Source organism: Acinetobacter yuyunsongii, assembly GCF_041021915.1.
In the GTDB taxonomy this organism is placed as follows: domain Bacteria; phylum Pseudomonadota; class Gammaproteobacteria; order Pseudomonadales; family Moraxellaceae; genus Acinetobacter.
Map to the genome: position 1 here is coordinate 2,707,205 of NZ_CP157435.1, position 25,678 is coordinate 2,732,882.

Below are 25,678 nucleotides of genomic sequence, written 5' to 3' on the forward strand. Positions count from 1 at the left end.
AGAATGCGGTGGGCTATTTTTCGGCTACCCCACCTATAGCGGGGTTGATAAAGGCGGCGGATTTAGCCCTGAAAGATGTGGAGACTGATAGAAGTTGGACCAGTAATATTTTTGTTCTACGTCCTGACTGTGCAACATCGGTTCATTTACACGTTGCTGAACTTCAGCCACCACCACATGAAAACAAGATGGCAGATGGTCATGATGATCTTGCAAGCTTAACGGCATGGGTAAATCAGAAGCATCTTGATCTGCAACTACTGCATGTTTTTCAGAAACATCTAAATTTTCAGGGATATGATGCCCAAAATGATTCAACGTACGATATTCAGTCGGCTGTTCATGCGCACAAAAAGCCGCCGCCACATTCCAAAAACTTTGGAACATGAACAAACTCAGCAAGAGTGTCATAAATACAGCAGAACGTTGCACGTTACACCAACTGTTCAAAATTTGCGTCACTATAGCAAATAAAGTACATGTAATAAAATTACATTAAACGAACTAAAACAAGATCGTCCTGAAATTTAGCTTTATCGCACAATCCTTGATTTGTATTTATAATTTCTGAAAATAAAAAAACCAGCTCGAAAGCTGGTTTTTTTAGACAGGAAATTAACCTGTAATCTTTTTATACTTTGTACGTTTAGTTGCTGCTGCGTCCCCTAAACGAGACTGACGGTATGCTTCGTATTCTGCATAGTTACCTGTGTAGAATTCTGGCTGTTCATTCTCAAATGACAAGATGTGCGTTGCAATACGGTCAAGGAACCAACGGTCATGCGATACCACCATCACAGTACCTGGGAATACAAGAATTGCATCCTCAAGCGCACGTAAAGTTTCGATATCCAAGTCGTTCGATGGCTCATCCAGCAGGATCACGTTTGCGCCCATTTGCAGGATTTTGGCAAGTTGTAAACGGTTACGCTCACCACCAGACAATTCACCTACGCGTTTTTGCTGATCCTGACCTTTAAAGTTAAAGCGACCAATATAAGCACGCGATGCAATTTCATAATCACCGATTTTTAAGATATCCAAACCACCAGAAACTTCTTCCCAAACGGTTTTGTTGTTATCCAAGGTGTCACGGATCTGACCCACATAAGCCACTTTAACTGACTCACCTAAAGTCACCGTACCTGTATCAGGTTGCTGTTCGCCAGTCATCATACGGAATAGCGTGGTTTTACCCGCACCGTTTGGACCCACGATACCCACAATCGCTGTAGGAGGTACAGTAAACGTTAAGTTTTCGTAAAGTAAGCGACCATCGAATGATTTACTGATGCCTTCAACTTCTACAACTTTGTTACCCAAACGTGGGCCAGGTGGAATGTAGATTTCAGAAGTTTCATTACGCTGTTGGAATTCACGTGAGTTAAGTTCTTCAAAACGCTCCATACGCGCTTTGTTTTTCTTCTGCTGGCCTTTGGCATTTGAACGAACCCATTCAAGTTCTTTTTTCAATGCTTTCGCAAAAGATTCTTCTTGTTTGTTCTCTTGCTCTAGGCGGGCATTCTTTTGTTCCAGCCAAGAAGAGTAGTTACCTTGATAAGGAATCCCCATGCCACGGTCAAGTTCAAGAATCCACTCAGCCACGTTATCCAGGAAATAACGGTCATGCGTAATCGCAACGATCGTACCAGGGAAATCTTTCAAGAAACGCTCTAACCAAGATACTGATTCAGCATCTAAATGGTTCGTTGGTTCGTCAAGAAGTAACATGTCTGGCTTAGACAGCAACAAACGACATAATGCAACACGACGGCGCTCACCACCTGAAAGCAATGATACATCTGCATCCCAAGCTGGAAGATTCAATGCATCTGCAGCAATTTCAAGCTGATTATTCAGATTATGTGCATCCCAAGCATGGATGATTGATTCTAATTTTTCCTGCTCTTTTGCAAGCGCATCGAAATCTGCATCAGGCTCAGCATATTCTGCAAAAACCTGATCAAGACGCGCTAAAGCATCAAGTGCTTCACGTACACCATCTTCAACGTTACCACGAACATCTTTGGTTGGATCTAATGGCGGCTCTTGTTCTAAGTAACCGATTTTGATTCCTGGTTGTGCACGTGCTTCACCTGAGAAATCTTTATCTACGCCAGCCATAATACGGAGTAAGGTAGATTTACCTGCACCGTTCAAACCAAGCACACCAATTTTTGCGCCTGGGAAAAATGATAAAGAGATGTCTTTTAAGATTTCGCGCTTCGGCGGAACCATTTTCGACACTCGATTCATCGTATAAATATATTGGGCCACGCAGGACTCCTCAATTGAAAAAACAATAAATCGCAAAAAGCGAAAAATAATCGCACGTATTATACGCTGAAAACGGGATTAACATGAAGTTAAGATCATCTTTGTTTCATCCAATCAAAGGATTTTCTTTTTCAAGACATTACACAATTTTGTCTTCAAAACAGAATCATGGCTTTCAATCGCTTATTATTTTGTTTATATGAATAAAAACGCAATAAATCGCATAAATTATGCACCATTTTGGATAGCTTTTCGGCTACACTCGATCAGTATTTAACTCACGTAGATGATGTAATCATGACCTATAAAGATGAAACTTTAGCCATTCATGCGGGATATTCACCAGAAGCCACTACAAAGGCTGTCGCTGTACCTATTTATCAAACCACGTCTTATGCATTTGATAATACACAACATGGTGCTGACTTATTCGATTTAAAAGTTCAGGGCAATATTTACACCCGTATTATGAATCCAACCACCGCCGTACTCGAACAACGCCTCGCAGCGCTTGAAGGTGGTATTGGTGCATTGGCTCTAGCCTCAGGTATGGCCGCGATCACCTATTCGATTCAAACGATTGCTGAAGCAGGTGACAATATTGCATCTGTATCCACTTTATACGGTGGTACTTATAACCTATTTGCGCATACATTGCCGAAACAAGGGATTGAAGTTCGTTTCTTTGATTATCAGAATCCCGAAGCTTTACGTTCTATTATTGATGATAAGACCAAACTGGTCTTTGTTGAGTCAATCGGAAACCCTCTTGGGAATATCATCGACCTAGAAGCAATCTCTAAAATTGCGCATGAATATGGTGTCCCTGTTATTGTAGATAATACTGTTGCAACTCCTGCTTTATTGAAACCATTTGAATTTGGTGCAGATATCGTGGTTCATTCTCTGACGAAATACATTGGCGGACATGGCAACAGTATTGGTGGTGTCATTATTGATAGTGGCAAATTCCCTTGGGGCAAATATCCTGAACGTTTTAAAGCGTTGAATACACCAGATCCAAGCTATCACGGCGTGAATTATGTTGAAGTTCTAGGTGAAGCTGCTTATATCGCACGTGCACGCGTTGTTCCGCTACGCAATACAGGGGCTGCGATTAGTCCGCTGAGTGTGTTTTTGATCTTACAAGGCTTAGAAACTTTAAGCCTTCGTATGGAGCGCCATACGGAGAATGCTCTGAAAGTTGCAAATTATTTGAAACAACATCCAAAAGTAAAATGGGTCAATTATGCAGGTTTAAGTGACCATCCACAGCATCATTTGGCACAAAAGTATGTGAAAGGTAAACCTTCAGCGATTCTTTCTTTTGGCGTACAAGATGGCTTAGAAGGCGGTACTCGTTTTATCGATGCATTACAACTGTTTACACGTTTGGTCAATATTGGGGATGCCAAAAGTCTGGCCTGCCACCCAGCAACCACCACCCACCGCCAGCTCAATGCAGAGGAACTTAAATCGGCAGGGGTCAGTGAAGACCTTGTGCGCTTGTCTATTGGCATTGAGCATATTGATGACCTGATTGCTGACCTTGAACAGGCGCTTGCTCAGGTTTAAATTCAATGAAATCAATGGGCCCTTAACACAGGGCTTTTTTTCTATGCAAAATTCGAAAAATATAATATCATTTTCAACTATAGGTTTATTTTTTAGAGTTTTTACTCTAAAAAAATATTAAATTTCAAACATTTACACTAGACAAACAAAAAATATCGGTTAATATTAATACAAAATAAAGTGCAATGTTTAATCGCAATAAAAAAGCATTGCAAACAACAGCTTGATTAATGTAGGTAACTTACATGAACGCAAAACTCAAAAAACTTTTTCAACAAAAAGTCGACGGGAAAACTATTGTTGTCACTGGTGCATCAAGTGGCATTGGTTTAACGGTATCAAAATACCTCGCTCAGGCAGGTGCTCATGTCTTGTTGCTTGCTCGTACTAAAGAAAAATTAGATGAAGTCAAAGCTGAGATTGAAGCTGAGGGCGGAAAAGCTTCTGTTTTTCCATGTGACCTTAACGACATGGAATCAATTGATGCAGTTTCAAAAGAAATTTTAGCTGCTGTTGATCACATCGATATTTTAGTGAATAACGCAGGTCGTTCAATTCGTCGTGCTGTACATGAGTCTGTTGATCGTTTCCATGATTTCGAACGTACAATGCAATTAAATTATTTCGGTGCAGTACGTTTGGTATTGAATATCTTGCCACACATGATGCAACGTAAAGACGGTCAAATCATCAATATCAGTTCGATTGGTGTACTTGCAAATGCAACCCGCTTCTCTGCTTATGTAGCGTCTAAAGCGGCACTGGATGCATTTAGCCGTTGTTTATCTGCTGAGGTTCACTCACACAAAATTGCAATCACTTCGATTTATATGCCGTTAGTGCGTACCCCAATGATTGCACCAACTAAAATCTATAAATATGTACCGACGCTTTCTCCTGAACAAGCAGCAGACTTGATTGCTTATGCGATTGTGAAACGTCCGAAAAAGATTGCTACCAACTTAGGTCGTCTCGCATCAATTACTTATGCGATTGCACCAGATGTAAATAATATTTTGATGTCGATCGGATTTAACTTATTCCCAAGCTCTACAGCATCTATCGGTGAGCAAGAGAAATTAAATCTTGTACAACGTGCCTATGCGCGTTTGTTCCCAGGTGAACACTGGTAATCTTATGATTCCGATTTTAAAAACAGCGTATCTCTAGATACGCTGTTTTTTTATGATTTAAATAATTTGTGTGGATGTTGTTTGTTTCACCCAATCTGTTGTTTTTGTAATGGCATCCGCTAAATCCCCTGTCTGGATAGCCTAACGCTGTCTAAATTGTTTAAGCAGTTTTAAGTTCAGTTATTCAGTCCTCAAAAAAATTAACATCTCAGCCGACATTTCTAATTGATTTGCCAATCATGTCCAATTCGAAATTAATCGTAAAATAGTCAGCGGCACATGTTGTTTCGGTGCAGAGACATTGAATTGTTGAGCAATCATTTTCGTCAATTCAGACAAAAGAATGTTCTGCTCTGAGGCAACTAATAAGGACTAGCCCACTAAACCTGAATCTGTTGCAGCTCGCACTATCACTTTGCATAGATCATCTACGCTCACCAAAGGCAGATAATGTTTTGGTGTTGCAGGAATTGCTCTCATTTTAGAGCATAATCTATATACTCCCAATCTTTTAATTTAACTAATTCAACCAGAACACCAATCCATAAAAACACGCCAAACTCAGAATAATCGTCAACAAGGTATGTCGCACTTTATAAGCAATTACAATCGTTAAAATCGTGGCGAGAAAATACGGATTCAGTAAGGTCGAACGAAATGCCCCCTGCTCATCCATAAACACAATCGGAGTCGCAATTGCTGTCAGTAAACACGGTGCAGAATATTGCAAAGACTGCTGAAACCATTTGGGTAAACGCAAAGGAAGATTAGGTTCAAGCAAGATATAGCGATTCATAAACACCACAATTGCCAGAATAATCAGGAGAAACCAACTCATGCTGTACGCTCCCGAATATTCTGCAAACACGTTGCCGCAAACATTCCAATTACTCCTGCCATGATCGCGGCACTTTTAAAACCTAAGCTTAGAAAAACAACGGTTAAAAGCACCGAAACCAGGACACCCACCAACGTATTCAGGTTTTTAATAAAGGGAATCACAATGGCAACAAAGGTTGCAACAATGGAAAAATCGAGATGATATTGATCTAAATTTGGCAGAGAGGAAGCCAACACAATACCGCCAATACTAAACAATACCCAAGCCAAATAGAAAAAACTGCCAGCCCCAAGCAAAAAATAAATATAATATTCACGCTTATGAATACCAACAGCAAACAATTCATCAGTCAGCAAAAAACCAAATAACAAACGCTGTTTTAATGGCAGTCTGGCAATTTCTTCACGAAAATATAGAGCATACAAATAATGCTGTGTGGTAATCAAAAATACTGAAATGATAATGGTGAGTGCAGGTGTACCCGCCATAACTAAACCCAGTGTCATCAACTGCGCTGCACCAGCAAAAACCAATGCAGACATTCCTATGGCTTGCCCAGTGGTCAGGCCAGCCTGAATCGCCATTGAGCCTGCCAGCAAGCCCCACGGCAATACCGCGAAACATAGCGGCAGTATTTTGATCACTCCTTGTAAAAAAGCATGCTGGGGGGAAGAAAGATTTTCAGTAGAATCTGGGGACATAAGAACAACAAGTTTGCGTTGGGAACTGAGGAATTATAATAAAGTTCAACATGAAAAGTGGAAAAATCATCTATTTTGAATGTAAAAAACCTCCCCGAAGGAAGGTTTTGTAAGTAGATTAAATTAGGTTATTTAGAACCTTTAATCCCTGCTTGTAATAACAAAGCACCTAAACCACCGATTTTTTGCTCTTGTGGTTTTTCAGTTTTTGGCTTGTTATTTTGTGGACGCTTAAAGTCACCTTCTTTACGTGGCGGACGTTGACCTTGAGGCTTACGCTCTGAACGTTCAGTTCGTTCTTGCTGTGGGCGCTGTTGTTGGCGTGGCGCTTTAGCAGGTGCAGAACCTTCTGCACGCATACTTAAGTTCACACGATTACGTTCCACATCAACTTGCATCACACGTACTTGCACAATTTGACCTGGTTTCACCACTTTATGTGGATCAGAAACAAATTCATTTGCAAGTTCAGAGATATGCACTAAACCATCTTGATGTACACCCACATCTACGAACGCGCCAAAGTTGGTCACATTGGTCACTACACCTTCGAGCTGCATGCCTTCAGTGAGTTGCGCAACTTCCGTAATATCTTCACGGAACTTGGCAGTACGAAACTCTGGACGTGGATCACGAGCAGGCTTTTCAAGTTCAGCTAAAATATCTTGAATCGTTGGCAAACCAAACTTGTCATCGACAAACTCATCTGCTTTGACTTGGCGAATAATTTCAGTATTACCAATAATGTCTTTTACTGTTGTGGCTTTTGCTGCAACAATCTTTTCAACCACGCCATAACTTTCTGGGTGAACCGCTGATGCATCCAATGGCTCAGAACCATTTTGAACACGTAAGAAGCCTGCTGATTGTTCAAAAGTACGTTCACCTAAACGTGGCACTTTTTTTAAGGCTTGACGGTTATCGAAACGACCATGTTCTTTACGATATTCAACGATTTGCTGTGCAATCGATTTATTTAAACCTGCAATATATGCCAAAATCGCTGGAGATGCGGTATTCACATCCACACCCACCGCATTCACACAGTCTTCAACCACAGCATCTAATGTTTTTGCTAAACCAGTTTGATTCACATCATGCTGATATTGACCCACACCAATGGATTTCGGATCAATCTTCACAAGTTCAGCCAATGGATCTTGTAAACGGCGCGCAATTGAAACCGCGCCACGAATTGAAACATCAAGCTCTGGTAATTCTTGAGAAGCAAGTTCACTTGCCGAATAAACCGATGCACCTGCTTCACTGACCGTAATACGTGTGAGTTTTAAATCAGCATTGGCAGCCATCATCTCAGCAACAACTGCTTCAGTTTCACGACTTGCTGTACCATTACCAATCGCAATAAGTTCCACGTGGAACTCTCGGCATAAACGAGCTAACTCAGCAATTGAACCTTGTTTATCTTCTTTCGGTGCAAATGGATAGATCGTGCTGTGTGCAAGGACATCACCAGCTTCACTAATCACTGCCAGTTTTACCCCTGTACGAATACCAGGATCAACACCTAAAGTAACACGACCACCTGCTGGTGCAGATAGAAGTAAATGACGTAAATTCTCTGCAAATACATCCATTGCTTCAGCTTCGGCAGATAAACGCTTATCAGTCAATAACGAATGTTCGATTTGCGGACGAATCTTACCTAGCCAGAATAATTTTGCAGTTTGTTTTAAATAATCTTGACGGCTTTGAGGCTGAATTTGATCAAGATTATATTCAGTTTCAATACGAGCTAACGGCGTATCATCTTCGCCGTCTACTTTTAAACCCAATACATTTTCTTGACGACCACGTAACATCGCCAATAAACGATGCGAAGGTAATTTATTTAGGTTTTCAGAAAACTCAAAATAATCACGGAATTTTTTACCGACTTCTTTTTTCTCTTCAGAAGCAACTGCGCTCTTAAGAACTGCTGTTTTAGAGAAAATTTGTTTTAATTCAGTGGTTAATCCAATATTTTGTGCCCAGTCATCAATCAAGATGTGCTGAATTGCATCAAGTTGGCTTTCGACATCTGGATAATCTTCATGACTAAAACCTGCCAATGCCTCAGTCGGATCAACTTGATCAGCAATAATTTTTTCAGCTATTGGACCTAAACCAGCTTCTTTTGCCTTAAATGATTTACTGGTACGTTTTGGACGGTACGGTGCATAAATTTCTTCTAATGCATTTTTAGTTTCTGCTGCATTCACACGCGCCAATAAATCATCACTTAATTTATCTTGTTCTTGTAAAGATTGAATCACCTTTTCACGACGCTCGTATAAATCACGTAGATAAGTTAAACGCGTGTCGAGTTGGCGTAATTGCGTATCGTCTAAGCCCTGCGTGACTTCTTTACGGTAACGTGCAATAAAAGGAACGCTAGCGCCTTCATCAATTAAACGAATAGCAGCTTCTACTTGGTTTGGACGTACGGCAAGTTCATTTGCCAACTGCTGAACTAAGTCAGTCATCGTGATTGATTCCACAAGGGTTAAGTCTAAAAGCACTGATTATAAAGTCCGTGACTATAAAATCCACTATTGTTTTTTTGAATATTTTTAGAGTAGCTTATGCTAATTGATAAATACTTATAAAATACTAAGAATTTTTCGCCTAAATATTGAAAAATAGATCGATTGTCATAATTTTACCTGTATACATTTGGTATCTATCTCTTGATTTTATTGGCAATATTTGTTGCTTTATAACATAGCCAAACCTGTGCAATGAATCGTATACTCAAAGGTCTATTGATATTTCACAATCGCATTGCATAAAGACGATGACAATAAACGATAAAGGAGCACATCATGAGTTTAGTTGTACCTGCCGAATCGACGGAAACTGTACACCATGAGACAGACCGAGTCGAACGCATTTTAGTGGTCGATGACGATGTGCGTTTGCGTACGCTTTTGCAACGATTTTTAGAAGATAAAGGTTTTGTAGTCAAAACTGCTCATGACGCGACACAAATGGACCGTTTACTGCAACGTGAATTGTTCTCGCTGATCGTGCTCGATTTTATGCTCCCAGTAGAAGATGGTTTAAGTATTTGCCGTCGTTTACGTCAGTCTAATATCGACACACCGATTATCATGCTCACTGCACGTGGTAGTGATTCTGACCGTATCGCGGGTCTTGAAGCGGGTGCAGATGATTATTTACCAAAACCATTCAACCCAAATGAGCTATTAGCGCGAATTCGTGCTGTTTTACGTCGCCAAGTCCGTGAAGTGCCAGGCGCACCAAGTCAACAAGTTGAAGTCGTAAGTTTTGGTCCATGGTCGCTCGACCTTTCTACACGCACTTTAACGCGTGAAGGTCAGGTGGTCACGTTAACGACAGGTGAATTTGCAGTATTAAAAGCTTTGGTTCAACATCCTCGCGAACCTTTAACTCGTGATAAATTGATGAATTTGGCACGTGGTCGTGAATGGGGTGCTATGGAGCGCTCGATTGATGTCCAAGTCTCTCGTTTACGTCGTTTAATCGAAGATAATCCTGCGCGTGCCCGTTATATTCAAACGGTTTGGGGTGTAGGTTACGTATTTGTTCCAGATGGTGCAGAGTAAGCTTAGGAAATTCTTCATTGAAACTTGAACCAATTGATCCACAAGCATTTACAGATTTCGCGACTTATTCAGAAAGACCGCGAACAAAATGGGAACGTTTTTTAGATAAAATTAAACCACGTTCTGCGGCCATGCGTACCACGATCTTGGTATTGTTCACGGTGGTTTTTAGCTTGTTTATGTCCTTGTGGTTCTTTTGGCGAACTTTATATTTACCAGAATTACAACAACATGCGCGTTATCTCGCCATTGAGCTTGAATTAGTCAATAATCCAGATATCCGTATTTTACATCGTGATACAGAAGTTGATATTGATACATGGCTTAAAAACCGTATTGGTATTGAATACATCACTGACCCCAAACAATTTCCAAAAATTGAAGATAAATTCTTAGCCGAGTTATTTACCAACCAAATCGAAACCAAACTTGCGAAAGAGCTGGGAGTCGATAACGCTGATAACGTTACTGTATATTTTAAATTCAAACCAATACCCCGTATTTGGATTCAAACGCCTGAAATGCATGGCAACTGGGTGCGTGAACCACTAAAAACATATACCAACTACAGCGTTGAACTGATTGCAGCATGGCTTTTTGGCGTTCCAATTATTTCTTCAATTATTATTTTAATTTTAGTCCGACAAATGAATCGACCATTACGTCGATTACAGAATGCTGCCAACAATTATAGTAAAACTGGTAAAGCACCTTATCTTGATACCAATCATGGGCCACTCGAAATACGTCAAGTAAACCAAGCATTCAACCATATGGTATATACGCTTGAGCAAACTGAACGCGATCGACAAATCATGCTAGCAGGGATTTCACATGATTTACGTACGCCACTGACGCGTATTCGCCTGACCGCAGAAATGCTCCCAGATGAGTTTTTCCGCGAAGGTCTAATTTACGATGTAGATGATATGGATGCGATCCTGAATCAATTTATTTCGTATATGCGAGATGGATCTGATGAAGAACTATCACAAACCAATATCAATACATTGCTTCAAGAAGTCGCTGTACAATTTAAGCCCTTAGATATTCGTTTTGAAGCACAAGAGTTACCTATCATTCCTGCCCGAAGCCTATCTTTAAAACGTTTGATTGCGAATTTAGTCAACAACGCCAAACGTTATGGCGCAGAACCAATTGAATTATCGGCAAGCCATGTAGATGATCATATTCTGATTACCGTCGCTGATCATGGTGAAGGTATTCCACCAGATCAAGTTGAAGAACTCATGCAACCCTTTGTTCGTGGTAATTCAGCACGCACGATTCAAGGAAGTGGCCTCGGCTTAGCCATTGTAAAACGTATTGTTGACATTCATCAGGGACAAATTAGCATTCGCAATCGCGAGCAAGGTGGTTTAGAAGTGGTGATTTCACTTCCACTCAACCATGAAAATCTTGAAGAATCTCAAACGAATGCAATTGATAAAATTAAACAGAGCATCACTGGACATTTTTAGAACAATTCATGCTGGAAAAATAACTCTTTTTATCTCTGAAAAAGTATCACGCATTTCACATATTAGACCTTAGCCGTAGTCCAATTCCCTTTTCAAGTTTTAACGCTAAAATCCATATCTAACTAAGAAGTATATTGAGAATGGATCATGTCTTTAAGTCGTATTCGCCTTGCTACCCTACATGACAAAGTGATGAGCGCTGAACAGGCTGCTCGCTTTATTGAAAATGATATGACGGTTGGTATGAGTGGTTTTACTCGTGCTGGAGAAGCAAAAGCTGTGCCACAAGCATTGGTCGAACAAGCTAAAAAAAATCCGTTAAAAATCACATTAATTACAGGTGCAAGCCTAGGGAATGACTTAGACAAACAATTGACGGAAGCAGGTGTACTTGCTCGTCGTATGCCATTCCAAGTTGATAATACTTTACGTCGCGCCATTAATAATGGTGAAGTAATGTTTATCGACCAACATTTGTCTGAAACTGTTGAGCAAATGCGTAATCAACAGCTTAAACGTCCAGATATTGCTGTGATTGAAGCTGTTGCGATTACAGAAGATGGTCATATCGTACCGACAACCTCTGTAGGCAACTCTGCAAGTTTCGCAATTTTTGCTGAAAAAGTGATCGTTGAAATTAATACCTCATTGAGCGAAAACTTTGAGGGCTTACACGATATTTATATTCCAACATATCGTCCAACACGTACCCCACTTCCATTAACCCAAGTCGATGATCGTATTGGTTCAACTGCAATCCAAATTGACCCAGCAAAAATCGTAGGTATCGTTTTTAATAATACGGCCGACTCACCTTCAACTGTGACTGCGCCTGACGATGAAACTCAAGGGATTGCAAATCACCTCATCGCTTTCTTTGAAAAAGAAGTTGCTGCGGGTCGTTTAGCGAAAAATCTAGGTCCTTTACAGGCAGGTATTGGTTCAATTGCAAATGCAGTTTTGACTGGTCTTAAAGATTCTAACTTTGAAGATTTGGTCATGTATTCTGAAGTATTACAGGACTGTACTTTTGAATTGATTGATGCTGGCAAAATGAAATTTGCTTCTGGTAGCTCAATTACGCTATCTGCACAATGTGGTGAGCGCGTATTTGGCAATCTTGAACACTACAAAGATAAATTAGTATTACGCCCACAAGAAATTTCTAACCACCCTGAAATCGTACGTCGTTTGGGGATTATTGGGATTAATACAGCACTCGAGTTCGATATTTACGGCAACGTGAATTCTACGCATGTTTGCGGTACAAAAATGATGAATGGTATCGGCGGTTCAGGTGATTTTGCACGTAATGCTCACCTTGCAATCTTTGTTACCAAGTCAATCGCAAAAGGTGGTGATATTTCATCAATCGTACCAATGGTAAGCCACGTTGATCATAATGAGCATGATGTTGACATTCTGGTAACTGAAGTTGGTTTAGCAGATTTACGTGGCTTAGCACCTCGTGAGCGCGCACGTGTGATTATTGACAACTGCGTACACCCGCTTTATCAAGCTGCCTTAAATGACTATTTTGATCGTGCCTGCGAGCGCGGTGGCCATACACCTCATATTCTTCGTGAAGCACTGTCATGGCATGCAAACTTCGAAGAAACAGGTCATATGTTAGCAAACGAAAAATTAGCAAAAACTGCTTAATTTTTTGCTGCACATCTTGAAAAAGGCTGAATCTATTTGATTCAGCCTTTTTCGTTTTGATCAGAATTTCAGACCATATGAAACACCTAAAATATGCTGATCCATTTCAAGATTAGCTTCACCACCGCCAAAGTTCAAAGGAATAGATTGACTTCCTTTTACGGTTTCTTTCAAACCATAGGTATATGCAACACTAAGCTCCTGTGCACGATCAATATTCCACGTCGCCCCCACGCTGAGATGATCTTGAATTACACCAGGTGCAAGAATATTCAAGAAGGTTTGATCTTGAGGAATTGGCTGATCATTATGGCTATATCCAGCTCTTATCGTCACTTGTGGATTAACTTGATATGCCGCACCAATCTTGTAAACGTTGATATCTTTCCAACCAAAACCCTGACCTTTTTCTGAACCAAAACCATTACCCGCCATCACCGAAGCTAGACTAAAAGGATTTCCAACTGAATCTACATCCGAATAATTAATACGCGCTATATCGGTTAATACAGTTAATGCAGGCGTCAATTGAAAAGCGGCTCCTACCCCATAGCTCTCCGGCACATCAAAACCTCCAGCTTGTGCAAATAAACCACGATATTGATCAAATTTGTCCGATTTAATTTTTGAAGAGTAATTTGCACCAACAGTTACGACATCATTTAGCTTGGCACTCCAGCCGACTTTAACACCTATGCCTGTAGCAGAGTCCTTACCATTATTACTCAGTTTTTGTCCATCAACAGAAAATGGCGCAAAATCTGAAATTCCTTTAGCTTCAAATCGTTGATAAAGAATGTTGGTCGCAATACCGATGGATTGGTTTTCGCTATAACGCCAAGCCACAGATGGAGAAATAAAAACCTGTGCTAAATCCACTCCTGCCTCACCTGTATTCCCAAAAGCTGCATACGGATTTTTCTTGTAGGAAGTATTCATACCGCCGTTACCATAAATCGCTAAACCCAAAGCAACCGTATCATTTACTTTCTTATTTATCGCAAATTCAGGTAGAACAAAATATTCACGCCCATTGCCACTGTATTGACCGTTGGCGCCTGCCAAATTCCCCTCAATTTCAGCAGAACGTTTAGGGTTAAATATAGTCGTGCCAATATCGACACGACTGTCTAACCAAGCCAATCCAGAAGGATTATTCGCAATCGTCAAAGCATCATTAAATGCCGCAATAGAGGCCCCAGCAGCGCCTTGGGCTTTAACCCCATAGCCATGCATAAAATAACCTGTTGTCGCGAATGCTGATGACGATAAAGCAGATAAAAATAATGTAGGGAGTGTAAACCCAAGCAAATTTTGCATAACTTATCTTCAGTAAAAATAATATATGCATAAGTATATTGTTTTTCTTTTATTCAGATAACTAAGTTAATTTTAGAAGCATATTCTTTTTATTCATAAACAAATTTTTTGATCAAACACATCCCATTTTGCTTCATGCATAAAAAAAGCCCTAAACTTGAGTTTAGGGCTTTTTGAATATGGTGGCGGGACCCAGGATCGAACTGGGGACACACGGATTTTCAATCCGTTGCTCTACCGACTGAGCTATCGCGCCAATGGGGTGTATTAAGCCGTATCTCAGCTCAATAGTCAATAATTATCATGAGCTTTTGATTTGATTGCCCATTTTTCACGCAATCAATTTTGGCTAAAAAAAATCCCCGATGGGATCGGGGATTGAAAATACAATTTATGGTGGCGGGACCCAGGATCGAACTGGGGACACACGGATTTTCAATCCGTTGCTCTACCGACTGAGCTATCGCGCCAAAGTAGGCGTATTAAACAATGTTTACCCACGTGCGTCAAGCAAATTTGTGGATTTTCCTATCAAACGTCTAATTTTACTGCAAATCGCAAACCAATTAGACTTGAATTCTAGATTTTGCCCAAATGCGATAAACAACGATGAATTGCTCCACAACCTGGTTCAAAATGCTTTACACCTTGTTCCTCTTCGATACGGCACACTTCTTCAACCAAACGCTCTGCAACCCCACGTCCACGATTGGATGGATGTACGACAATATATTCTAAAACACGGCTTTCACCTTGTCCTGTTGCCCAAATTGCACCTATAATTTTGGTGTTAAATTCAGCGGTATAAATTGTGGTATATTGCTGTAGATTTTGCGCAAGTTGCTCCATTGCATCTTGCCCATCACCAAACTCTGGGCTGGTATCGTAGAGTCGCTCGAGCTGAGTACGAATTCCTAGATTATCTAGTGTACTGTAAGCATGTACGGTAATAGGCATTGATTAACCCTCCTGAGCAAACTATGATGCTGTCACTTTTTCGTCACAGCGAAACTATCGGTTTTTAATTCTATCATTTTTGACGTTTTTTGAGGAACGTGTCCATGACGCAACGTATCAGTGAAGTGGTAAGAAACACCAACGAAACCAAAATTCGAGTTCGTCTCAATCTCGATGGTACGGGTCAAGGCACACTCAACACTGGAGTTCCATTTTTAGACCATATGATTGATCAAATCAAGCGTCATGGTTTATTTGATATCGATATTCATTGCGATGGTGACTTAGAAATTGATGATCACCATACTGTTGAAGATTGTGGAATCACCTTGGGGCAAGCATTTGCACAAGCTTTAGGTGATAAAAAAGGCTTACGTCGTTATGGTCATTTTTATGCACCACTTGATGAAGCACTTTCTCGTGTTGTTGTTGATCTATCTGGTCGTCCGGGTTTATTTATGGATATTCCATTCACTCGCGCTCGTATCGGAACGTTTGATGTCGATTTGTTCTCTGAGTTTTTCCAAGGTTTTGTCAACCATGCGTTAGTGACCCTGCATATTGACAATCTAAAGGGTAAGAATAGCCATCACCAGATCGAAAGTGTGTTTAAGGCATTGGCTCGCGCATTGCGTATGGCATGTGAAATTGATCCACGTGCAGAAAATACCATTGCTTCGACCAAAGGTAGCTTGTAATGACACGTATTGCTTTACTTGATTATGGTATGGGTAATTTACACTCTGCAGCAAAAGCTTTAGAGCATGTGGGTGCAACTGTCGATGTGACCAATGATCCAAAACTGATTGCTAAAGCAGATAAAATTGTATTTCCTGGTGTAGGTGCCATGCGTGATTGTATGCAAGGCATGCATGAAGCAGGGATCGATGAAGTGGTACGTCAAGCCGCGTTTAACAAACCTGTATTAGCCATTTGTGTCGGCATGCAAGCACTACTGCAAAGTTCAGAAGAAAATGGCGGTGTCGATGCCTTGGGTATTTTTGACGGTGTTGTGAAACACTTTCCAGAAATTCCAAACTTGAAAGTACCTCACATGGGCTGGAATCAAGTCCATCAACTTGATCCAAGCCATCCGATGTGGAATAACATTGAACAAGATGCACGTTTCTACTTTGTGCATAGTTACTATGTAGAACCAAAAGATCCAGCGATCACGGCAGCAACTTGTGATTATGGCGTGAATTTTTGTACGGCGATTCACAAAGACAATTTGTTCGCGACCCAATTCCATCCTGAGAAAAGTCATACCGCTGGTTTGCAGTTGCTGAAAAACTTTGTGGAATGGAAGATTTAATATACCAATCAAACAGCAGCAATACGCTGAATAACGATTTTCCATAATGAAAAAGCCAAGTTTTCTCACTTGGCTTTTTCATTTTCATAAAACTGTTTAAGCTCAACCAAAAGTTTTGAGTTTCATAAAATGGAAATGCAGCAACAAACAACTCTTTTAAAAACTGCGATTGCTCTACTTTTCCAACATTATTTTGTCAAAAGCAAAAAAATCAGCACTTCAAACTAGTCTGGCAAACAGCTAAGTCCTCAACAAATCAATTATGCTGCCGCTGATGCTTATGCCGCATTGTTGATATACCAATACCTATATCATCAGCAGTTACTACCTCCTCAAATTCAACAACAAATAGTAAGAATACTTCAAGGTTCAGCAGACAAGGCTTAGCGATTGATCAATACTTTGTTAATATGTAGCCAATTTAAACTTTATGATGACGCTAGGAGCGAAAGCATGCTAATCATCCCTGCAATTGACCTGAAAGATGGTAAATGTGTTCGTTTAAAACAAGGACGTATGGAAGACGATACCGTTTTCTCTGATGATCCTGTCGCAACTGCACAACATTGGGTTGATGAAGGCGCACGTCGTTTACATTTAGTTGATTTAAATGGTGCTTTCGTAGGTACGCCAATTCATAAACCTGTGGTGGAAGCGATTGCACGTGCACAACCAGAACTTCCAATTCAAATTGGTGGTGGTATTCGTTCACTAGAAACGATTGAGCACTATTTGGAAGCGGGTGTATCTTTTGTGATTATTGGTACAAAGGCAGTAAAAGAGCCTGAGTTTGTTGAAGAGGCGTGCAAACGCTTTGCAGGTCATATCATTGTCGGTATTGATGCCATCAATGGTATGGTTGCAACAGATGGCTGGGCAAATGTAACTGACGTGAAGGCAACTGATCTTGCAAAACGTTTTGCAGATGCTGGTGTTTCAAGCATTGTTTATACCGATATCGCACGTGATGGTATGATGCAAGGTGTTAACGTTGAGCAAACTGTTCATTTAGCACAATACTCTGGCTTACCTGTGATCGCTTCAGGCGGTGTCACTAACCTTGATGATGTCCGTAACCTGAAAGGTCAGCAAGGTATTTTAGGTGCTATTACAGGTCGTGCAATTTATGAAGGTACATTAAACCTTCGCGAAGCACAGCTCTTGTTGGATGATAATCGCCTCTAAACAAAGTACTGAAAGAAGAGCCGTTAGGCTCTTTTTTTATTTGTGAGTTGAATAAATTGCCTGATCCACGCTAGAACAGATGATTTCTCTTGCATAGACGCTATCAGTTTATACACAATATAAAGTTGATTTTTACTGTTTTACACCATGCCAACCCATTTCGCCTCCTCTCCCCGAGCTGCCCAGTTTGCGCTTATTTTTATTACCATGATCTGGGGCAGCACATTTCTGGCAGTGCAATACGCCCTGAATTTTAGTAGTCCCATGTTCTTTGTGGGCTGCCGTTTTGCCGTTGCGGCTCTGGCTATCCTGTTAATCTCAATCAGGTCAATTCGTGGGTTAACCCTAAAGGAAACACTGGCTGGCACCGCAATTGGGGTAGTGATTGCAATTGGTTATGGCACACAAACCATCGGCCTACAGAGCATCCTCAGCAGTGAATCAGCCTTTCTGACTACCCTGTACGTTCCACTCGTACCCATTTTAATGTGGGTTATTTTCCAGAAACGCCCCAGTTTAATGACCTGGGTAGGCACAGCACTGGCATTTACAGGTCTGGTACTTTTAACGGGAAATGGTTTCTCAGGTATTCACCTCAATTACGGGCAGGTGCTAACGCTGATCTGTGCCTTTGTGATTGCGCTGGAAATTATCCTGATTGGCTATTTTGCTGGAAAAGTCAATCTCAGGCGGGTTACGGTGGTTCAGCTTGCAGTTGCCTCACTGCTCTCCTTTGCCAGTATGCCGATGGTGGGTGAACACAAGATTCCTGAATTTTCATGGACACTGCTGCTGATTGCCGCGGCTTTGGGTCTAGCCAGCGCCCTGATTCAGTTTGTGATGAACTGGGCCCAGCGCATGGTTGACCCAACTCGTGCCGCAATCATCTATGCAGGTGAACCTGTCTGGGCAGGCTTATTTGGGCAGATTGCGGGTGAGCGACTGCCTTTACTGGGAGGTTTAATGGTGGTTCTGGGGGTGTTGGTCAGTGAGTTAAAATGGAACAAGCCTAAACAAAAAGAGCGCTAAAAAGCACTCTATGCTGCTGATGACTCTTTCTTTTTCATCAACATACACGAATGCACATGCTCAATAATCATGGTTGATCCAATTTATTGATACATTGGCTTATTATCATTTAATGCAATTAAACCTCGAATTGCTCGATATACAATCCACACCCATGCAGCAAAAATCACTAACCCACAAAATATAGTACTTGAGAGTGCGACACCTGCAAAAGCATTGGCATTATCGCCTGTAAAAAACAGAAAGAAAAAAGGGATAAATGCAATGATATTCCAAGCCAAATACCACCAAAAGGTACGAATTTGCCAAGTAAAATGACTCTCAAAAATTGAACCTTGCACATCACTACGCTTGACATAGTTAATAATCAAAGCAATAATCGCCAACAAACCACCACTAAAAATCGCAATTATATAAAGGACATAGAGAACCAAAGTTAAGGTACGGTTTGGATCTTGATCAACGGAATAATTCATTTTTATTTATCTCCAAAAACTCCCCTCCCAATCAATAAAACACATTGAGTGGAGAAATTAACCAACATATCAACAATATATGAAAGACTATGGTACAGAAATAAATCTTACGAAACGGTTGTTTTTGTGTTTTATGTCTCAGTTTTTGTTGAGCAATCCATCCTCCACACCAGCCACCCAAAGAATCCACGATATGCAAAGTCTGCTCTGGAACACGGCGATTTCCCAATTGTGCTGCTTCTTTGTCTTGCGCATACAACCAATAACTAACGACATTCATCAAGCTAACAAACAGCAAAGTATACGGCGGCAGCAATTTACTAAAACTTGCAATCAGCATAAATACAATATAAATCACAATACCAATCTGCATCGCTGACCAACGCTTGGCAGATGTCGGCTGAGCAGGTTTGCTGCGGTGTTCAATTACTTGTGATGCTTTTAAATAAGTTGCTTGCTGAGCGCGATAACGACCGCGCTCATCCAAAATGATTAAATATTCCAAGGCACACCCCACGATTGGACGTGGCCCTGTGCGAGCAAAGTCTTTGATATGGATAAAAACACGATCTTTATGTGCATCATTCGGTTGAATAAAGCCATAGCCTTTATCATCGAACCATTCAACTAAACGCCCTTGATCTCGCATATTCCTACCCTAAACCTAAAACTTGTTGTAAACGGTTTTGTAACATCATGCGCATTTCCATAGGGTCTTTTTGTGAAATATCTTCACCTATCCGCCCTTCTGCTGCATTTTTCTGTGCGACCTGTAAACGCATACACCAAAAACGACAAGCAGCCATTGCTAGGAAAATATCCAGACAAGCCAATTCATCTTGTGTCAGTGGACGAATGCTTTGATAAGTACCTAAGAATGCCTCAGCTTTTTCTATATCCAAATGGGCTTGTGGATAAGCTGTACAGAAGTCATTGATACTAATCGCAATATCAAATAGCCATTCATCTTGATTGAGTTCATAAAAATCAAGAATACCTTGTAATTGATCTCCCTCAAACAAGGTATTATCCCGAAATAAATCAGAATGAATAAAGCCTATTGGTCTGTTTGGATATGCTTGCGTAATCACTGTAAATAAGTGAAAGACCTGATTTAAAAGTTGTTGATCTGCTTGAATCAATTGAGGACGCAATTGGTTTGCTACTTCAGACCAGTATTGATGATTGCGATTAAAATCACGTTCCAAAGGAAAGCCCTGCAAAGCCAAATGCAATTTTGCCTGCGCTTGAGCAATCGCCTGTACTTGTTTAATACTGGCTTGTTCAGGATGTTCACCCATCAAACGAGGTGCAATCTGAGCAGGTTTATCTGCAATGCTATGAATTGCCTGCCCATTGTATTTTAAGGGCACCGCCACAGGTACGCTTGCCTTACCCAAACAATCCAGTACAGGTACCAGTTCACCTGCCCCCTCAGCATCTAATTCTTCAAAAACCGTTAAAACATAGTGTTGTTTTGATTGATCCACCAAAAAATAATTGGTGTTTTGAATACCGCCCTGGATTGGAATCAGGTCAATGATCGCTAAACCATAAGGCTCAGCGAATGCTTGAACTTCTTCTAAACTCAACGGGGTATAAACCGACATGGAAAACCTGCAAAAAATAGCTGTGAAGTTTGATAGAATACCTGTTCCCTCCATGAAGGTGTAGCACCCCTTTCTTTATTGGCGATTTTTTGGAAAATTTTATGCTCGCAAAACGTATTATCCCTTGCTTAGATGTTGATAATGGTCGAGTCGTCAAAGGCGTTCAATTCCTTGATATTCGTGACGCAGGTGACCCTGTCGAAGTCGCACGTCGCTATAACGAACAAGGCGCCGATGAAATTACCTTTTTAGATATTACTGCTACCCATCATGGACGCGATACAACTTACCGTACGGTAGAACGTATGGCTGAAAGCGTGTTTGTACCTTTAACTGTAGGTGGTGGTGTCCGTAAAGTTGAAGATATTCGCCTATTACTAAATGCGGGTGCTGATAAAGTCAGTATCAACTCGGCAGCAGTATTTACGCCTGAGTTTGTTCAAGAAGCTTCTCAACGTTTTGGCGCACAATGTATTGTGGTCGCAATTGATGCGAAAAAAACTGGCGAAAATAAGTGGGAAATCTTTACCCACGGCGGTCGTAAGCCAACAGGAATTGATGCGATTGAATGGGCTGTGAAAATGGCTGACTTCGGTGCGGGCGAATTGCTGATTACCAGTATGGATGCGGATGGAACCAAAGCGGGTTATGACATTGCCTTGATGCGTCAAATCAATGATCGTGTCAATATTCCGACCATCGCATCAGGTGGCGTAGGTAATTTACAACATTTGGCTGACGGAATTTTGAAAGGTGGTGCAGATGCGGTACTGGCTGCTTCAATTTTCCATTTTGGTCAACACACAATTCCTGAAGCTAAGCAATATTTGGCTGAGCAAGGGATTGAAATGCGTCTTTAAACGCGAGTATTACTCAAAAAACCAACCTCTCAAAATCATCGTTTGAGAGGTTTTTTATTCACGCAATATTTCCTCAGACAAAAAAATACCTTGCGGAGCAAGGTATGGAAACTGCGTTTATACAACGCTAGAGGGTAAACGTGAATTTTGTCATTTTGATTAAATTATGAGCACTCTCAATGCTTGAGCTAAGATAACGGGATAACACATAAAAATATTGCCATTAAAAACTCATTTTATTGACAATTCACGACATGACTCATGAAAGCATCGTCACGATTCGTCACAATGCTTATGCTTTATGGTCACATGTCGCATTTTCCTCTAAGCCACTGATTCTTGTTGCTCAGTTTCTACTACAGGTGCTTTGACTAATTTTAGTTTTTGCTCAACCCATTTCGCTGGAAAAACCGATTCGATCGCTTGCGTCAATGCTTTTGAAAGTGGTGCAGGTAACGGTAGACCGAGTGGATTGGCTTCTTTTAAATCAGCCGAGGACACCACACGCGTTCCCATCACATAATCAAACCATGGTCGCGTTACACACCAGTTAGCATCTTGATTTGAGTTCATGTGATGATCATAATGCCAGGGAATACGTTTTTTTGCCCATTCTGGCTCTAAATGAGAACGGCGATGCACATAATAATAATTACCTGCACAATACCAGAATGACAGCGCCATCCCTTTGGAGAATGGATAGGCTGCCGCACTCGACACGGTTGCAACCGCAGCCAGTGCTATCAGTTCATTACGGGTACGCCAGTTATCCAGGCCCTCAGCATAACAGTCATCGGAAAACTCTTGCTTACGAACCTCACGATGATGTGCCCAGTGTGATTCCATCTGTTTTGGCGTTGGACTGAAACGTGGCTTGCCTTTACGGTGTACCCCATGCAATAGATATTTATGAGCAAACCATTCAAATGCATTTGCAACTGCCAAACCTGCAACAAAACCCTTTAACATGGAGCTGTCTCCCAATGTTTCCTTATTTTTTTTAAAGATATAAATTTTTGTAGGCGAAGTATTGACGATACGATATATTTATATTGACAAAACACGACAGAATAAGGAGTAGACAGGATGTCCCAACTCAAGAACTATACAGGCTCTGTTTATGGCGGATTAGGGCATTTATTAAAGGCTTATTGCGAAACAAAAAATATTGAAATTCCTGAGCAATTACAACAAGTCCAAAATCTTGAACGTTTTGATTACGTCGTTTGGCGTGACTTACTTGAAGATCTTAATCGTTTAAATCCCAAGACAGGTTTAGGCTTAGAAATTGCAGAGCACGTACAACCTAAACATTTAGGAATTATTGCTTATCTCGCACTGTCATGTGAAAACTTGGGCGAAGCATTGGCGCGTTATCATGATTTTCATCGCTTAATTTATGATGGTAGCCCTCTCGTCGTTGAATTTAACCCACCCTACGCATCAATCCGCTGGGAAGCTCCAGAACCCAACCCAACCCAATTAACAGATGAAATTGCAATTGCGTTGATGGTGCAATTCCTTAAGTTATTTCTGTCAGGTGAAGATCTCAATCTACACGAAGTGCATTTTGTGAATACCGCACCGAAAAACATTATGGTTTATGAGCAGTATTTCCGTTGTAAAGTCCGTTTTGATCAGCCTAAAACTCAGCTACTTCTACCTGTTACCGAAGCCTTTAAGCCACTTCGAACAGGCGATCACACTTTACAGCAATTGTTGCTACAACAAGCTCAAGCTTTATTGGATAAGCTTCCCAATTCCACTCAACTCGATCAACGTCTACAACATGCAATTTTGACTGGATTACAAAAAAATCAATATCAAATCGATTTTATTGCAGAAAAATTAGGATTATCGGTAAGACAATTACAACGCCACTTACAACAGCAAAACACCACCTTTCAAGAACGTGTGCAACAAGTACGTTTTATGCTCGCAACGGAATATTTAAAAGATCCGCATTTGAGCCTACAAGAAATTGCCTTGCTACTTTGCTATTCGGAACAAAGTGCTTTTCAACGTGCATTTAAAATTTGGACTGGTTTAACTCCACAACAGTGGCGAAAGAACAATACCATTTATAGTTCTTAATCAAATTGATAAGGAAACGATGGTTTCTTAAAGCATTTTTTATAGAAATGGATTTTCGATTTCCTGTTCAGGTGGGCGCTGAATTTTCTCAGGGAGATTTTCCTGCTCCAGGGCTGTCACCACCTCATTCATAAAGGCCTGCAACTTTCTGGCAGCCTGTAAACCAACCTGATCTTTAGTGATCTGTAGGTTTCCATATAGACTGACACAATCGACCTGATTTTCCAGCGTCAGGTCATAGATTGCCGAAGACTCATTTCCATCCACAAAAGGCTTAAACATCTCGTTCTCTCATTGTTATTCTCTTTTCATCACAGTGAGCCAAACCCTGATAATTTTCAATAGGCCCTACATTATCTCAACAATTGTAAAAAATACTGAACCAATGCATCAATCAATTGCTTGATTAAAGCTTGTTTGGTTTCCTCATCAATCTGCGGCAAATTAGTCTCATCAGTTTGTGTCTTCCCAGAAGAGAATTGCTGCTGTTGTGCTTGAATACTTGCCGTGGTTGCTTCTTCAGCACATTGACTTTGTCTATCCCAACTCACATAGCTAATTTCTTTATTGGCTTTAACTTGTTGTGCCGATGTAGGCAATTGATAAACATTACGCTTTTGTTGTTCTGTGAGTTGTGGAAATAAATTAATTCCTAACTTTTCTTCTAAATAACAGATGCTCACCACTTTAACCTGTAATGAATCATTATTCGGTGCATAGTACGCCCCAATAATCCCCTGTTTAGGTAAATACACGGCTTTGTATACCGCTGTAGGAACTATTACGCCATTCCCTATGGTTTTTAAACGCTTATCTTCAAAGATCGGTCCAGTCACAACATAGGCATCTTTATGCTGTTTAGTCACAATAGAACGCACTGCTTCTTCGAGTTTACGCCAAACTTCCTGATTATTCTTCGGTGATTGTGGCACCATATTGGCTAAAGAAAAACTGTCATGTTGTGCCGCAGTGTTATTCATATCACCATTCGGTGCCATATGTCCACGATCGTACCCAGAACCACGGTAGTCCGCTAACAATGCACGATGAGCGAGAGGCACTCGTGTTTCTTCGTGAAAACTATCTTCGCGCTTGATTTTAATACTTAAACGATCTGGGGTAAGGTATTCCGCTGACCACAATGGTGTTTTTGAAATACCTGAATACATCACATTAAAATCATTAAAACACAAAGCATAACTATCTTTTTTTAGACTTTCTTTTGTAAGTAAAGGAGGAACATCTCGATAAAATTGTTCTAAGCAAGCACCATGACTCGATGGCAAAGGAATTAATTTAGAAATTTTTTCATTACCAAATGCAATCGCGAAACTGCCTGTTGCGATCAAAGCAAGAACAATTTTTCCAAAATTTTGGCTCAAAAAAGCAAATTGTGTTTTACTCTTTTTGGTTGTTTTCTTCGCCATAACTAAATCAAAATCAATATGAATGCGAAGCTTAGCAATTCCATATTCAACTGTATATTGAGATAAAGCAAAGAACGTCACTTTATGTCGCAAAACTGTTCACTTGATCACCAGATAATAGAAAAGGCACTCTAAAGTGCCTTTT

24 protein-coding genes, 2 tRNA genes and 1 pseudogene are annotated in these 25,678 nt (G+C 40.6%); 12 read left to right on the plus strand and 15 right to left on the minus strand.

Annotated elements, in window-relative coordinates; genetic code table 11:
- Positions 1 to 33: 33 nt before the first annotated feature.
- The gene (locus tag ABLB98_RS12985; RefSeq protein WP_205666451.1) at positions 34 to 432 is read right to left on the minus strand and encodes a cation efflux protein, CzcI-like; all 399 of its coding nucleotides are present in this window, start codon (positions 430 to 432) and stop codon (positions 34 to 36) included.
- Positions 433 to 615: 183 nt separating this feature from the next.
- Positions 616 to 2,277: an energy-dependent translational throttle protein EttA gene (gene ettA, locus ABLB98_RS12990; RefSeq protein WP_348883387.1), complete on the minus strand. Its 1,662-nt coding sequence runs from the start codon at positions 2,275 to 2,277 to the stop codon at positions 616 to 618.
- A 297-nt stretch (positions 2,278 to 2,574) separates the two neighbouring features.
- Here ettA and ABLB98_RS12995 point away from each other — a divergent pair, with 297 nt between their 5' ends.
- Positions 2,575 to 3,852 (plus strand): O-acetylhomoserine aminocarboxypropyltransferase/cysteine synthase family protein, encoded by a 1,278-nt coding sequence (locus ABLB98_RS12995; RefSeq protein WP_249570954.1) that lies wholly within the window; start codon positions 2,575 to 2,577, stop codon positions 3,850 to 3,852.
- Positions 3,853 to 4,097: 245 nt separating this feature from the next.
- Positions 4,098 to 4,985: an SDR family NAD(P)-dependent oxidoreductase gene (locus ABLB98_RS13000; protein WP_249570953.1), complete on the plus strand. Its 888-nt coding sequence runs from the start codon at positions 4,098 to 4,100 to the stop codon at positions 4,983 to 4,985.
- A 520-nt stretch (positions 4,986 to 5,505) separates the two neighbouring features.
- On the opposite strand, the gene ABLB98_RS13005 is transcribed toward ABLB98_RS13000, so the two are convergent.
- The 3 genes from ABLB98_RS13005 to ABLB98_RS13015 form a co-directional block, all read right to left on the minus strand.
- A complete protein-coding gene (locus ABLB98_RS13005; protein WP_208728055.1) occupies positions 5,506 to 5,823 on the minus strand; it encodes an AzlD domain-containing protein in 318 nt (105 codons plus the stop codon).
- A complete protein-coding gene (locus ABLB98_RS13010; protein WP_348883388.1) occupies positions 5,820 to 6,527 on the minus strand; it encodes an AzlC family ABC transporter permease in 708 nt (235 codons plus the stop codon). Before ABLB98_RS13010 ends, ABLB98_RS13005 begins: the two co-directional genes overlap by 4 nt.
- A gap of 128 nt (positions 6,528 to 6,655) precedes the next feature.
- On the minus strand, positions 6,656 to 9,013 hold the full coding sequence (locus tag ABLB98_RS13015; RefSeq protein WP_348883389.1) for a Tex family protein: 2,358 nt from the start codon (positions 9,011 to 9,013) through the stop codon (positions 6,656 to 6,658).
- A gap of 339 nt (positions 9,014 to 9,352) precedes the next feature.
- Here ABLB98_RS13015 and ompR point away from each other — a divergent pair, with 339 nt between their 5' ends.
- The 3 genes from ompR to ABLB98_RS13030 all read left to right on the plus strand — a co-directional run bounded on the left by ompR (position 9,353) and on the right by ABLB98_RS13030 (position 13,260).
- Positions 9,353 to 10,117, plus strand: coding sequence for a two-component system response regulator OmpR (gene ompR / locus ABLB98_RS13020; RefSeq protein WP_004657337.1), 765 nt, complete (start codon positions 9,353 to 9,355; stop codon positions 10,115 to 10,117).
- Between the two features lie 17 nt (positions 10,118 to 10,134).
- Complete coding sequence (locus tag ABLB98_RS13025; protein WP_348883390.1) at positions 10,135 to 11,598, plus strand: ATP-binding protein; 1,464 nt, start codon at positions 10,135 to 10,137, stop codon at positions 11,596 to 11,598.
- A 147-nt stretch (positions 11,599 to 11,745) separates the two neighbouring features.
- A complete protein-coding gene (locus ABLB98_RS13030; RefSeq protein WP_004660065.1) occupies positions 11,746 to 13,260 on the plus strand; it encodes an acetyl-CoA hydrolase/transferase family protein in 1,515 nt (504 codons plus the stop codon).
- Between the two features lie 60 nt (positions 13,261 to 13,320).
- Here the strand turns inward: ABLB98_RS13030 and ABLB98_RS13035 are convergent, their stop codons facing one another.
- From ABLB98_RS13035 to ABLB98_RS13050, 4 genes are all read right to left on the minus strand, one after another.
- Positions 13,321 to 14,580, minus strand: coding sequence for an outer membrane protein transport protein (locus ABLB98_RS13035; protein WP_348883391.1), 1,260 nt, complete (start codon positions 14,578 to 14,580; stop codon positions 13,321 to 13,323).
- 180 nt (positions 14,581 to 14,760) lie between these two features.
- Positions 14,761 to 14,836, minus strand: a tRNA-Phe gene (locus tag ABLB98_RS13040).
- A gap of 138 nt (positions 14,837 to 14,974) precedes the next feature.
- A tRNA-Phe gene (locus ABLB98_RS13045) sits at positions 14,975 to 15,050 on the minus strand.
- Between the two features lie 109 nt (positions 15,051 to 15,159).
- Positions 15,160 to 15,537: a GNAT family N-acetyltransferase gene (locus ABLB98_RS13050; RefSeq protein ID WP_087548219.1), complete on the minus strand. Its 378-nt coding sequence runs from the start codon at positions 15,535 to 15,537 to the stop codon at positions 15,160 to 15,162.
- 104 nt (positions 15,538 to 15,641) lie between these two features.
- On the opposite strand from ABLB98_RS13050, the gene hisB reads away from it, so the two are divergent.
- The 5 genes and pseudogenes from hisB to ABLB98_RS13075 all read left to right on the plus strand — a co-directional run bounded on the left by hisB (position 15,642) and on the right by ABLB98_RS13075 (position 19,066).
- Entirely contained in the window at positions 15,642 to 16,235 is a 594-nt protein-coding gene (hisB, locus tag ABLB98_RS13055) for an imidazoleglycerol-phosphate dehydratase HisB (RefSeq protein ID WP_249570946.1), read from the plus strand.
- Positions 16,235 to 16,852 (plus strand): imidazole glycerol phosphate synthase subunit HisH, encoded by a 618-nt coding sequence (gene hisH, locus ABLB98_RS13060; RefSeq protein ID WP_348883392.1) that lies wholly within the window; start codon positions 16,235 to 16,237, stop codon positions 16,850 to 16,852. Before hisB ends, hisH begins: the two co-directional genes overlap by 1 nt.
- A 156-nt stretch (positions 16,853 to 17,008) precedes the next feature.
- A pseudogene (locus ABLB98_RS13065) lies at positions 17,009 to 17,239 on the plus strand (3'-5' exonuclease domain-containing protein 2); the annotation flags it as partial.
- A gap of 66 nt (positions 17,240 to 17,305) precedes the next feature.
- Positions 17,306 to 18,037, plus strand: coding sequence for a 1-(5-phosphoribosyl)-5-[(5-phosphoribosylamino)methylideneamino]imidazole-4-carboxamide isomerase (gene hisA, locus ABLB98_RS13070; protein ID WP_348883393.1), 732 nt, complete (start codon positions 17,306 to 17,308; stop codon positions 18,035 to 18,037).
- Positions 18,038 to 18,184: 147 nt separating this feature from the next.
- On the plus strand, positions 18,185 to 19,066 hold the full coding sequence (locus ABLB98_RS13075) for a DMT family transporter (RefSeq protein WP_348883394.1): 882 nt from the start codon (positions 18,185 to 18,187) through the stop codon (positions 19,064 to 19,066).
- 83 nt (positions 19,067 to 19,149) lie between these two features.
- Here the strand turns inward: ABLB98_RS13075 and ABLB98_RS13080 are convergent, their stop codons facing one another.
- Genes ABLB98_RS13080 through ABLB98_RS13090 form a run of 3 tightly spaced genes read right to left on the minus strand, consistent with a single transcriptional unit; the run spans position 19,150 to position 21,152 of the window.
- A complete protein-coding gene (locus ABLB98_RS13080) occupies positions 19,150 to 19,542 on the minus strand; it encodes a membrane protein (RefSeq protein ID WP_046739924.1) in 393 nt (130 codons plus the stop codon).
- A 31-nt stretch (positions 19,543 to 19,573) separates the two neighbouring features.
- On the minus strand, positions 19,574 to 20,191 hold the full coding sequence (locus ABLB98_RS13085) for a DUF1294 domain-containing protein (RefSeq protein ID WP_348883395.1): 618 nt from the start codon (positions 20,189 to 20,191) through the stop codon (positions 19,574 to 19,576).
- 4 nt (positions 20,192 to 20,195) lie between these two features.
- A complete protein-coding gene (locus tag ABLB98_RS13090) occupies positions 20,196 to 21,152 on the minus strand; it encodes a homoserine kinase (RefSeq protein ID WP_348883396.1) in 957 nt (318 codons plus the stop codon).
- A 101-nt stretch (positions 21,153 to 21,253) separates the two neighbouring features.
- Here ABLB98_RS13090 and hisF point away from each other — a divergent pair, with 101 nt between their 5' ends.
- Complete coding sequence (hisF, locus tag ABLB98_RS13095) at positions 21,254 to 22,012, plus strand: imidazole glycerol phosphate synthase subunit HisF (RefSeq protein ID WP_004659983.1); 759 nt, start codon at positions 21,254 to 21,256, stop codon at positions 22,010 to 22,012.
- A gap of 324 nt (positions 22,013 to 22,336) precedes the next feature.
- Here hisF and ABLB98_RS13100 read toward each other — a convergent pair whose 3' ends face one another.
- Positions 22,337 to 22,981 (minus strand): sterol desaturase family protein, encoded by a 645-nt coding sequence (locus tag ABLB98_RS13100; protein ID WP_348883397.1) that lies wholly within the window; start codon positions 22,979 to 22,981, stop codon positions 22,337 to 22,339.
- Between the two features lie 117 nt (positions 22,982 to 23,098).
- Between ABLB98_RS13100 and ABLB98_RS13105 the strand changes: the two genes are divergently transcribed.
- Positions 23,099 to 24,106, plus strand: coding sequence for an AraC family transcriptional regulator ligand-binding domain-containing protein (locus ABLB98_RS13105; protein WP_348883398.1), 1,008 nt, complete (start codon positions 23,099 to 23,101; stop codon positions 24,104 to 24,106).
- A 39-nt stretch (positions 24,107 to 24,145) separates the two neighbouring features.
- On the opposite strand, the gene ABLB98_RS13110 is transcribed toward ABLB98_RS13105, so the two are convergent.
- Positions 24,146 to 24,388 carry a hypothetical protein gene (locus ABLB98_RS13110; RefSeq protein WP_005156717.1) on the minus strand — a complete coding sequence of 81 codons (243 nt, stop codon included), beginning with the start codon at positions 24,386 to 24,388 and terminating at the stop codon, positions 24,146 to 24,148.
- A gap of 71 nt (positions 24,389 to 24,459) precedes the next feature.
- Positions 24,460 to 25,533, minus strand: a complete 1,074-nt coding sequence (locus ABLB98_RS13115) for a DNA/RNA non-specific endonuclease (protein WP_034602596.1) — start codon at positions 25,531 to 25,533, stop codon at positions 24,460 to 24,462.
- Between the last annotated feature and the right edge of the window lie 145 nt (positions 25,534 to 25,678).

Bases quoted from the DNA above. Each gene is read 5' to 3' on its own strand.
- ABLB98_RS12995 (WP_249570954.1), top strand. From the start codon at position 2,575: ATGACCTATAAAGATGAAACTTTAGCCATTCATGCGGGATATTCACCA.
- ABLB98_RS13000 (WP_249570953.1), top strand. From the start codon at position 4,098: ATGAACGCAAAACTCAAAAAACTTTTTCAACAAAAAGTCGACGGGAAA.
- ABLB98_RS13005 (WP_208728055.1), bottom strand. From the start codon at position 5,823: ATGAGTTGGTTTCTCCTGATTATTCTGGCAATTGTGGTGTTTATGAAT.
- ABLB98_RS13010 (WP_348883388.1), bottom strand. From the start codon at position 6,527: ATGTCCCCAGATTCTACTGAAAATCTTTCTTCCCCCCAGCATGCTTTT.
- ABLB98_RS13015 (WP_348883389.1), bottom strand. From the start codon at position 9,013: ATGACTGACTTAGTTCAGCAGTTGGCAAATGAACTTGCCGTACGTCCA.
- ompR (WP_004657337.1), top strand. From the start codon at position 9,353: ATGAGTTTAGTTGTACCTGCCGAATCGACGGAAACTGTACACCATGAG.
- ABLB98_RS13030 (WP_004660065.1), top strand. From the start codon at position 11,746: ATGTCTTTAAGTCGTATTCGCCTTGCTACCCTACATGACAAAGTGATG.
- ABLB98_RS13035 (WP_348883391.1), bottom strand. From the start codon at position 14,580: ATGCAAAATTTGCTTGGGTTTACACTCCCTACATTATTTTTATCTGCT.
- ABLB98_RS13050 (WP_087548219.1), bottom strand. From the start codon at position 15,537: ATGCCTATTACCGTACATGCTTACAGTACACTAGATAATCTAGGAATT.
- hisB (WP_249570946.1), top strand. From the start codon at position 15,642: ATGACGCAACGTATCAGTGAAGTGGTAAGAAACACCAACGAAACCAAA.
- hisH (WP_348883392.1), top strand. From the start codon at position 16,235: ATGACACGTATTGCTTTACTTGATTATGGTATGGGTAATTTACACTCT.
- hisA (WP_348883393.1), top strand. From the start codon at position 17,306: ATGCTAATCATCCCTGCAATTGACCTGAAAGATGGTAAATGTGTTCGT.
- ABLB98_RS13075 (WP_348883394.1), top strand. From the start codon at position 18,185: ATGCCAACCCATTTCGCCTCCTCTCCCCGAGCTGCCCAGTTTGCGCTT.
- ABLB98_RS13080 (WP_046739924.1), bottom strand. From the start codon at position 19,542: ATGAATTATTCCGTTGATCAAGATCCAAACCGTACCTTAACTTTGGTT.
- ABLB98_RS13085 (WP_348883395.1), bottom strand. From the start codon at position 20,191: ATGCGAGATCAAGGGCGTTTAGTTGAATGGTTCGATGATAAAGGCTAT.
- ABLB98_RS13090 (WP_348883396.1), bottom strand. From the start codon at position 21,152: ATGTCGGTTTATACCCCGTTGAGTTTAGAAGAAGTTCAAGCATTCGCT.
- hisF (WP_004659983.1), top strand. From the start codon at position 21,254: ATGCTCGCAAAACGTATTATCCCTTGCTTAGATGTTGATAATGGTCGA.
- ABLB98_RS13100 (WP_348883397.1), bottom strand. From the start codon at position 22,981: ATGTTAAAGGGTTTTGTTGCAGGTTTGGCAGTTGCAAATGCATTTGAA.
- ABLB98_RS13105 (WP_348883398.1), top strand. From the start codon at position 23,099: ATGTCCCAACTCAAGAACTATACAGGCTCTGTTTATGGCGGATTAGGG.
- ABLB98_RS13110 (WP_005156717.1), bottom strand. From the start codon at position 24,388: ATGTTTAAGCCTTTTGTGGATGGAAATGAGTCTTCGGCAATCTATGAC.
- ABLB98_RS13115 (WP_034602596.1), bottom strand. From the start codon at position 25,533: ATGGCGAAGAAAACAACCAAAAAGAGTAAAACACAATTTGCTTTTTTG.